This is a genomic window from Vibrio sp. 10N.222.48.A3, from assembly GCF_041475345.1.
Taxonomy (GTDB): domain Bacteria; phylum Pseudomonadota; class Gammaproteobacteria; order Enterobacterales; family Vibrionaceae; genus Vibrio; species Vibrio tasmaniensis_A.
Window position 1 is genome coordinate 1 of the sequence record NZ_JBFRVX010000779.1, and the last position, 3946, is coordinate 3946.

The window sequence follows — 3946 nt, forward strand, 5'->3', positions numbered from 1 at the left end:
GGTCATTTCAATAACCAACAGTATGCCAGTGATAGGCGCTCGCACAGTGGCGGCAAATAAGGCGCCCATGCCGGCAATCGCAAACATACCCGGCTCTATGTTCAGTTCAGGGAAGAATGCCGCCGCGATAAGCCCAAATGCGTATCCAAAGAGTGTTCCTAGAGCAAGCATTGGTGCAAAGATACCACCCGGTGCACCAGAGCCGAAACAAAGTAGCGTGGTGAGCACGCGCCCTAAGAAGATTAACAGCAGCACGTTTGCGCTGTAGTTGCCATTAGTGATATTCGGGATGATACCAATACCACCGCCAGTCAACTCCGGTATATAGAGCAGCAATAAGCCAAAGCAACCGCCCAATAGGGAACCTGTCATTAAGTAGCGTTTACGGTCATTCTTGTGTATTGCCACAAACAGGTCTTGCGAAAGTGTAATTAGCTTATTGAAAATCACACCAAACAGGCCGAACAATACACCTAACAACAAGAATAGCCACAGAGCATCCAGTTCAGGCGGTTGGTATTGAGGCATTGTGATAACGGCAGATTGGCCATTGATCGAACGAAATACAATATTGGCTGAAACCGCCGAGATGATGACGGCTTTGATTGAAATGAGTGAGTAGCGAAACTGCGGTCTCATCTCCTCGACTACAAACATGATTCCGGCGAGTGGTGCATTGAATGCCGCGGCCAAACCACCTGCGGCACCCGAAGCCAATAGTGAATGTCGGGCGTCGTCATCTTTGACTCGAAAGATATCGGTGACCATGCGACCAATACTGCCGCCCATTTGAACGGTTGGTCCTTCTCGACCTAAAACCATACCAGAGCCTAATGCGCCCATACCGCCAAAGAATTTTACTGGCAATACTCTCCACCATCGAACAGGGCGCATACCGTCCATCGCCCCTTCAATTTCAGGGATGCCTGAGCCTGCAGCCTCTGGAGCGAAACGGTGAACAAGGAAGTAACCAATAAAGGCAAATGCAGCACTAATAAGGAAAGCGGCGAGCCAAAGAGGTAAATAGCTACCAATCTCATCTTTAAGCCAATCGGTACGAGTTTCGGTGATGAAATGAACCGCGACTTCGAAATAGGTACCCACCACGCCAGCAAGTACACCTACAATACAAGAAAGAAAGAGAACGGAAGCGGGTGTCTTATCTCTTGAGAGAAATTGATTAATAGCATCCCTTGGCATTTTGGCTAATAAGGATTGCTTAATTTTCTCTCTTCTGGTCATTGAGATAAGGCTCCTGAATGGGTTAAGGCGGGACTGCAATAAATTATACGCGTCCTCTTCATATCCTATAGCAGCAAAGATGAAAAGTTGAATTTCATTTATGGAATGTACGTGTTACATAAATGGAATATATGGGCAATAGTGGAATCCTCGTCACAATTTTGATCGATTCTCAGATGGCACCTTGAATATCCCTAAAAATGAACCATAGTTAAATCGTAAAGCAACATAACAAACCGCAAGGAGACGTGAGGTTTTACACACAATTTGGATGGATTCAGATACAAAGTTTTAGTTTCTCGTTAATTGTTCAGGTCGATATTTAAGGCTTCCTGATTCGCGAACTCACGATTGAGTAACGAGAGTGAGGCGTACTGATAAGTACGCCTTTAGTTCGTCTGGAGCATTTATTTTTCTTCGTTCCCCCCTTTCTAGTGACACTCATACAACTTCTGGCTTAAATCATTCTCCGTACATACAAGCGATTGGGGTCAATTTCTCCGTGATTGTGTATATACTCCTTAAAAAAGGAGAACTGATATGATCAAAAAAGTTCCTACAAACATAATTACGGGTTTTCTAGGTGTCGGTAAGACGACCGCTATTTTGAACCTTCTAAAAAATAAACCTGAGAATGAAAACTGGGCTGTCCTAGTTAATGAGTTCGGCGAAATCGGCATTGATGGCGCATTGATGACGGATCAAGGTGCTTTGATTAAAGAAGTACCGGGTGGCTGCATGTGCTGTACTGCTGGTGTGCCTATGTCGGTAGGTATTAATGCCTTACTGCGCCAAAAACCGGACCGTTTATTGATTGAGCCGACAGGGCTTGGTCACCCTAAACAAGTGATTGCGACACTGACTTCCGATCAGTACACGCCTTATGTTGATTTAAAAGCGACGCTTGGTTTGGTTGACCCTCGAAATCTTTCTAATGAAAAGTACACCTTGAATCAGAATTTTAATGATCAACTGGACAGTGCTGATGTGATTCTTGGTACTAAGGTTGACCTTGTTCATTCTGAAGACATCGATGTGTTCAATGATTGGGTGACGGATCAAACGCCAGCAAAAGTCTTCCATAAGCTAATTCACGATGGTGAAGTGCCATTGGAAGTGTTGGACATTGAAAGAGTATACGGTAGTGCTTCCTCTCATATTGAAGCGCATCATCACGATCACGCTGAGCAAGAGCCTCAATTCCAACTTCCTCCCGGTGAAGCTTTCATCCGTAAAGAGAATAAAGGGCAGGGCTACTTTAGTTGTGGCTGGTTGTTTGGCGCAGAGCATAAGTTTGATTTTGATGCGCTGTTTTCAATGCTGTCGGATCTAACGGCTGAGCGTGTAAAAGCCGTAGTGAACACCGACCAAGGTTGCTACGCATTCAATGTGGCGAATCAAGTGGTGTCAGTGAATGAAATTTCCCTTGATGGCTTTGAGTCTCGTCTTGAAGTGATCGACTCGCAGTTAATGCCGTGGAGCGATCTCGAGCAGATTCTACTCAAGCTGTGTGGCATCAAATAGCCCTGTTTTTGCTGTTTGAACCAAGGATCTTGGTGTTTACCTCGTTGAAGGCGGGATAAACACCAGATTAAATGAGAAAGTTTGCGTTATATCACGATAAATGTGAGATAAATCACTCTAATTACTTTATAGTGCTCGGCTGAAATAAGAATGTAGGCTGTCTGCTTAAGGAACCCGTAACAATGTCATTTTCCTCTCAAGGTTTTGCTCCTGAATTAGTCAAAGCGTTGACTGAGTGTGGTTATGAAAAACTCACTCCAATTCAACAAAAAGCGATTCCAATGGCTCGTAAAGGCCATGATATTTTTGCTACTGCTCAAACCGGTACGGGTAAAACAGCGGCATTTTCATTGCCTGTTATCCAACACCTTTTGAACAGCGGCAAAAAGGCTTCTAGAGGAACGGCTCGCGGCCTTATTCTTGCTCCAACTCGTGAGCTTGCTGCGCAGATCGCTCAAAACATTAAAGACTACGTTAAATACACTGAACTAAGCGTTTCAGCGGTTTACGGTGGTAACAAAATGTCTTCACAAGTTCGTCAATTAGAGCTGGGTGTGGATATTTTGGTTGCAACACCTGGACGTTTAGAAGAGCACTTAGAAGCGGGTAACGTGTCTATCGCAAACCTAGAATTTCTAGTATTTGATGAAGCTGACCGTATCCTTGATATGGGCTTCATTAATGCCGTTCGTAAGATCATGCTAGATGTAGAAACATCACCGCAAATCATGATGTTCTCTGCAACGACTTCTACTCAGTTAAACCAACTGTCTGTTGATATTCTACGTAAACCAAAACGTATCAGTGTTGAGCGCGAAAACTCAACGGCTTCTACTGTTGGTCACGTGGTTTACCCTGTGGATCAAGAGCGTAAAACAGAACTGCTTTCTGAGCTGATTGGCCGTAAAAACTGGCGCCAAGTGCTTGTGTTCGTGAACTACAAAGAAACAGCGAATGACGTTGTTAAAGAGCTTAAATTAGACGGCATTAAAGCGGTACTTTGTCACGGTGATAAAGCACAAAGCGCTCGTCGTCGTGCTTTGGATGACTTCAAAGAAGGCAGAGCACGTGTGATGGTAGCAACCGACGTTGCAGCTCGTGGTCTTGATATCGAAGACTTACCACATGTAATTAACTACGACATGCCTTTCCTAGCGGAAGATTACGTTCACCGTATTGG

The 3946-nt window shown here is 44.6% G+C and carries 3 protein-coding genes; 2 read left to right on the top strand and 1 reads right to left on the bottom strand.

The features are described from left to right. Positions 1 to 1242, bottom strand: a 1242-nt coding sequence (clcA, locus tag AB4653_RS19695; RefSeq protein ID WP_372105090.1) for a H(+)/Cl(-) exchange transporter ClcA, incomplete at its 3' end; no start/stop codon positions are given. A 540-nt stretch (positions 1243 to 1782) separates the two neighbouring features. Here clcA and AB4653_RS19700 point away from each other — a divergent pair. Further along, complete coding sequence (locus AB4653_RS19700) at positions 1783 to 2766, top strand: GTP-binding protein (protein WP_102258326.1); 984 nt, start codon at positions 1783 to 1785, stop codon at positions 2764 to 2766. 182 nt (positions 2767 to 2948) lie between these two features. Beyond that, on the top strand, positions 2949 to 3946 hold a 998-nt coding region (locus AB4653_RS19705; protein WP_372105092.1), incomplete at its 3' end, for a DEAD/DEAH box helicase.

What these genes read in the sequence shown, in the direction of transcription:
- AB4653_RS19700 (WP_102258326.1), top strand. Translation starts at nt 1,783, where the DNA reads ATGATCAAAAAAGTTCCTACAAACATAATTACGGGTTTTCTAGGTGTC.